The 4,972-nt window shown below is 38.2% G+C and carries 7 protein-coding genes; 4 read left to right on the top strand and 3 right to left on the bottom strand.

Annotated features, from left to right (window positions below; all coding sequences use genetic code 11):
* The first annotated feature begins 53 nt into the window (after nt 1-53).
* Together DCC39_RS18495 and DCC39_RS18490 are read left to right on the top strand one after the other, a co-directional pair.
* Nucleotides 54-635 (top strand): ECF transporter S component, encoded by a 582-nt coding sequence (locus DCC39_RS18495; protein ID WP_116556363.1) that lies wholly within the window; start codon nt 54-56, stop codon nt 633-635.
* A 111-nt stretch (nt 636-746) separates the two neighbouring features.
* On the top strand, nt 747-887 hold the full coding sequence (locus tag DCC39_RS18490; protein WP_116556362.1) for a YfhE family protein: 141 nt from the start codon (nt 747-749) through the stop codon (nt 885-887).
* Nucleotides 888-1,069: 182 nt separating this feature from the next.
* On the opposite strand, the gene DCC39_RS18485 is transcribed toward DCC39_RS18490, so the two are convergent.
* Nucleotides 1,070-1,633: an integrase gene (locus DCC39_RS18485; RefSeq protein WP_116556361.1), complete on the bottom strand. Its 564-nt coding sequence runs from the start codon at nt 1,631-1,633 to the stop codon at nt 1,070-1,072.
* A 151-nt stretch (nt 1,634-1,784) separates the two neighbouring features.
* Here DCC39_RS18485 and DCC39_RS18480 point away from each other — a divergent pair, with 151 nt between their 5' ends.
* Nucleotides 1,785-2,222 carry a DUF948 domain-containing protein gene (locus DCC39_RS18480; protein WP_116556360.1) on the top strand — a complete coding sequence of 146 codons (438 nt, stop codon included), beginning with the start codon at nt 1,785-1,787 and terminating at the stop codon, nt 2,220-2,222.
* Nucleotides 2,223-2,287: 65 nt separating this feature from the next.
* Here the strand turns inward: DCC39_RS18480 and DCC39_RS18475 are convergent, their stop codons facing one another.
* Together DCC39_RS18475 and dinB are read right to left on the bottom strand one after the other, a co-directional pair.
* On the bottom strand, nt 2,288-2,695 hold the full coding sequence (locus tag DCC39_RS18475) for a DUF948 domain-containing protein (protein WP_116556359.1): 408 nt from the start codon (nt 2,693-2,695) through the stop codon (nt 2,288-2,290).
* Between the two features lie 101 nt (nt 2,696-2,796).
* A complete protein-coding gene (dinB, locus tag DCC39_RS18470) occupies nt 2,797-3,897 on the bottom strand; it encodes a DNA polymerase IV (RefSeq protein ID WP_116556358.1) in 1,101 nt (366 codons plus the stop codon).
* Between the two features lie 199 nt (nt 3,898-4,096).
* On the opposite strand from dinB, the gene DCC39_RS18465 reads away from it, so the two are divergent.
* Nucleotides 4,097-4,861 (top strand): enoyl-CoA hydratase/isomerase family protein, encoded by a 765-nt coding sequence (locus tag DCC39_RS18465; protein WP_116556357.1) that lies wholly within the window; start codon nt 4,097-4,099, stop codon nt 4,859-4,861.
* Nucleotides 4,862-4,972 lie beyond the last annotated feature (111 nt).

The following is a 4,972-nucleotide window of genomic DNA, read 5'->3' as shown; positions in this document are numbered from 1 at the left end:
AATTGTTTCCGGGTACTTGACAAATCAAGACATTGTGTTTTCAAGTAGATATTATTTTCATATCAAATTTACGTTCGTTTGTGACGATCGGGATGCTGAGCAGTTTGTCATTCGTTTTAATGCTGATTAAATTTCCCATTCCGCCGTTTCCGCCATATTTAACGGTTGATTTCAGCGACATTCCAGCACTTATCGCTGCCTTCTTGTTAGGCCCAATGGGAGCTATTTTAGTTGAGTTGTTTAAAAATATTTTGGATTACTTAATTTCGGGGAGCCCATCAGGGATTCCTGTAGGGCATCTTGCAAATTTCGTGGCAGGAATAGCCTTCGTATTGCCAACATACTTTGTTTATAATCGTCTGAAAGAGAAAAAAGGTTTAATCGTTTCTTTTATCGTTGGAACATTGTTTATGGCGGTCCTTATGAGCATTTTAAATTATGTGGCGATTTTGCCTGCCTATATTGCTCTTCTTGGCTGGGATCCGATGACAAACAGTGCGCTTCGCCAACTCGTTGTCGCAGCTGTTTTACCATTTAATGTGTTAAAAGGATTCATTGTTGCAGCTCTTTTCCTTCTCTTATACAGTCGTTTAGGAAAATGGCTTGAAAAACAAACCCAATACCGAAATGCTTAAAGTGCGTGTTCAAAAAAAGGCTAGGCCATTATGGCTTAAGCCTCTTTTTGTTTAATCAGAAGGTTTCTGGGGAAACTATCGAATAAGTCTTTCTAGGGAGGGTTTCTTGACATGGATGAGCGAAATGAACCACATGAAATGATGACAGAGAAAGCGAATGGTCTAAGCTCTACACAAGAGGTGATTTATCCGAAAGATTTTAAAAAAGCAGACAAAGCGGCGAAGGAAGAAGAAAAAGAACAAAGACGCTGAAGCGTCGTTCAGTTCTAGAAGTTAGAAATGAGAAGTTGGACTTGTAGAAATCAGCGAAAAAGACCGGTTTCGTATATCGATTTAGTCAAAGTTCAGAAGCCAGATTGGTCTAAATTTGCGAAAGAGACAAATTTATGCTTTCTTTAAATGAAAAAACGGATGAATGGTTCGGTTCATCCGTTTTAAACTGCAGCCGTGATGCTTTTTTCCTTTGTTTGTAATCTTTGATAAATAAGTAAATCCCGGTTGTATTGGGCTGCATAGCTCAGCATGCAATGAAATTTTACAATTTCAAAACTTTCCCAATCAACAACACCGAATAGACGGTTTAGTTTCTCCGCATTTTCCCATGCGGTTTCTTCAAAAACGTAATTCAATTCATGGGCTTCGATATCAATTTTAAATAACTCCGAATGCTTGATTCTTTCCTTAAACGAAAAGCGGTTCTTAAATTTAAAAATTTCAAATGCTCTTGGAATGGATGCTTGAAGTGCTTCGCGATCGAGAAAGTGGCCTAATTCATGCAGTGTCACTGCTTTGACGTAGGCTTCCAAAGAAACGTTTTCGTTCACTTCCATTCTGGCTTTTTGAATTCGTTCTGCATCAAAATACACGATGTTTTTTATAAAGTCATAGCTCATATTGACACCAGACTGTTCTTGTTGAATCTTTAGCGAAATGTTCACGTCGTTCATCGTTGATTGAATAATCTGTTTTACTTTCTTTTTAAGAATTCGTTTGTTCATTTGTACCCCTTTTTATATGAGTTAACCTTTATATTCACTCATTTCATTATACTCATTTTAACATATATTTTAAGTTTTTATGTGACGACGTTTAGAACGTTTTCATCATGGGAAGTAGAAAAACAAGTGACTAGTAAAGGAGGAAGAAGCCATGCTTTGGCTAGGGATTGGAGTATTCATTATTGGCATTGCATTTGCTATTCTTGTTGCTTTCTTAGTAAAGCCTTTGAACAAGCTGAAAGAGATCTTCATTAGCACAAAAAGAACGACAGATGCTTTGCCGGAAAAGATTGATAAGGTGACGGGGAAAGCGGTGGATGTCCTTCAGAAGAGCAATGAAACGCTTGGCAATGTAAACGAGCAGGTGGGACAGTTAAGCCCGGTATTTCATATCATCGGAGATGCTGGGACTGCGGCCAGGCGGTTATCAGTAAAATTGGTTGACAAAACGATCGAACTGCAAGAAGACACGGGAGAGGGAAGAGAAGTAATTGAACGTAGAAAACTGGATGGATTATATGGAGCCGCTGCATTAGGATATTATTTATACCAAAAAAGGCAATCGATTAAAGAAGCAATGCCTGAATAGTCTTCCATTCAATAGGATGTAAAGAGGGTGTCCCCAGCTTTTTTCGGACACCCTTTTTTATGAGTTTAATTTTTTGTTTTTCTTTTCACTTTTTGCAAGAGAAGATAACTAGCCGAAACCAATCCTTTAAAAAGGCCAAGGTTCTTTCGTTCAGGTTTCTCAGCCGTTGCTTGGACGATATCTGAAAAAGAAGAAGTAATATATTTCGTTGAGTCCCCAAAGTCACCAGCAATATAAAAATATGGCGTTAACGTACCTAATTTTTTATTTAAATCGTCAACTGTTTTGTTCGTGTTCCACAGAAGAGTTGTTGCTTCATTCGTGATTCCATCCACCTGATTCGGCAGCTTTTCAATCGTCCGATTCATGCTCATAATGACAGAAGAGAGATGCTTTAATGTGCGTGATAAGTAAACAACTAAAATGAAAAATGCAATGCTGAAAATTAACGTTCCTATACTCATTAGAATCATCGTAAATTCCCTCGCTTCACTCACTTGTTTGTTGATAGTTATTCCACGAGGAAATAGAAATAAAACGTATTCTTCAGCTTCATTTCTCTTTTTTGTATAGGTTAAAACAATGTCAACTGTTCGTACATGTTTATCGTTTCAAATGAAGCTTCGCGGGTTGTTCGCATTGGTGCTAGTTCGGTCGTTGAAATGCCTAATAAACGGACGGATTTCTTGTTTCGTTGAATGGCTTTCAGCAGCTGCTCGGCATGTCGGTAAATCGTCATTGCATCATTTGTATGCTGCTCAATCGTTATTCTTTTCGTTTGTTGGGAAAAGTCGTGGAACTTCACTTTTAAAATAATGCATTTTGTCATTTTGTTTTCCTGGATAAGCTTTTCACTGACGATTTCGGCCAACTGTTGGAGGACTGGAAGCATATCTTCTATTAAATAGAGATTTTCTTTTAGCGTAATCTCTCTCCCAAGTGATTTTCTTTTCCGGTTTGGAGTTACCCGCCGGTTATCAATTCCGCGGGCGTGCTGATAGAATAAACGCCCTCGTTCTTTAAATACACGGAGAAGTGTTTCTTCACTCAACTTTCTCAAATCTTTTCCGTTTTCGATTCCCATGTTAAGAAACTTTTCTTTCGTTACTTTTCCAACCCCAAAAAATTCGCCAATTGGAATTTGTTCGATAAACGAAAGAGCTTGTTCAGGGGGAACGACGGTTAGCCCGTCTGGCTTTTTGTATCCGGAAGCTACTTTCGCTAAAAATTTATTATAAGATACACCGGCTGAAGCGGTAAGCTTCGTTTCTTTGTAGATTCTTTTTTTTATTTCTTTTGCGATAATCGTTGCAGATTTGATATTGAATTTATTTTCGGTAACGTCCAAATATGCTTCATCGAGCGCAAGCGGTTCGACCAAGTCTGTAAACATATGAAAGATTTGCATAATTTGTCTGGAGACAGCTTTATATTTTTTCATGTCTGTTCGTATGAATACGGCTTGGGGACAGCGTTTAAATGCTATGTTGGAAGGCATGGCAGAATGAATGCCGAACTTTCTTGCTTCATAGGAACAAGTGGCCACAACTCCCCGCGAATTGGGGAGGCCGCCAACAATAACCGGTTTACTTCTTAATGCAGGGTTATCCCGCTGTTCAACAGAAGCAAAGAAAGCGTCCATGTCAATATGGATGATTTTACGTGACTGATCCATTACTTGTTCACGCTCCAAACATTTTCGTACGTTCATTTTCCATTTTACCAGAATCGGAAAATAAGAAGCTAAAAAGAAATAAAACGAATGCTCGTTCTTTCTATTATTGACTGAAAATTGAAATCATGTATAGTAGAATTATGTTATTATGGTGAAATGATATTCCTATAGTCGGAACAAAAAAGGAGCGGAGAGACATATGGCAGAAAATCTAGTTCTATTCGAGACAAAGAAAGATGTAGCATGGATTACGTTTAACAATCCGGAAAAATTAAATTGCATTACAAGAAATAATTTGTTGAAAATCATTCAACATTTAGAAGAAATTAGCAAAGATGAATCGATTCGAAGTGTTGTTTTTACAGGAAAAGGTGAAAAGGCTTTCTCCGCAGGAATGCATGTCAATGAATTTAATCATTTAACTCCTCAAAAAGCATATCAACTAATTTCTGAACTCAAAAGGGTTTGTGAGTTAATCCGTACGATCCCCCAAGTGGTGATTATGGCGATTAATGGACATTGCATTGGTGGTGCAATGGAGATGGCGATGGCTGCTGACATTAGAGTTGCTTCTAAAAATGCGGTATTTTCTATGCCGGAAATTAACTTAGGCATCCCTTCTGTATTGGACTCCGTCCTTTTGCAGCAGCATGTCGGCCTGAGCCTTGCGAAAGAGATGCTTTTAACCGGTGAACCAGTAGATGTTGAAAAGATCAATCAATTTGGATTTATCAACGCAGTCGTTGAATTATCTGAATTGGAAAGGACAGCTGAGCAATATGCTCAAAAAATCTCCGAAAAAGCATTTTTTACTGTCAAACAGCAAAAAGAGCTTTTTGAGACATGGCAGAACACTTCGCTTGAGTACGCAATTAAAGACAGCATGAACCAATTTGCGCTTGCCTTCACAACAGACACGCCGCAGAAAAAATTAGACGAATTTTTAGCGAATAAAAAGAAATAAGCTTAAATGCCAAAGGACGGGTGGGTAAAATCATCCGTCCTTTCATTTGTGAAAAGAAAACCATACGCTAGGCGTATGGTTCCGGAAAGCTTTCAGCGATGTATCAAAAAA

Origin of the sequence: Pueribacillus theae, assembly GCF_003097615.1 — a bacterium.
In the GTDB taxonomy this organism is placed as follows: domain Bacteria; phylum Bacillota; class Bacilli; order Bacillales; family UBA6769; genus Pueribacillus; species Pueribacillus theae.
Note: the sequence above shows the minus strand (reverse complement) of the source record. Positions and strands in the feature narration are given on the sequence as shown.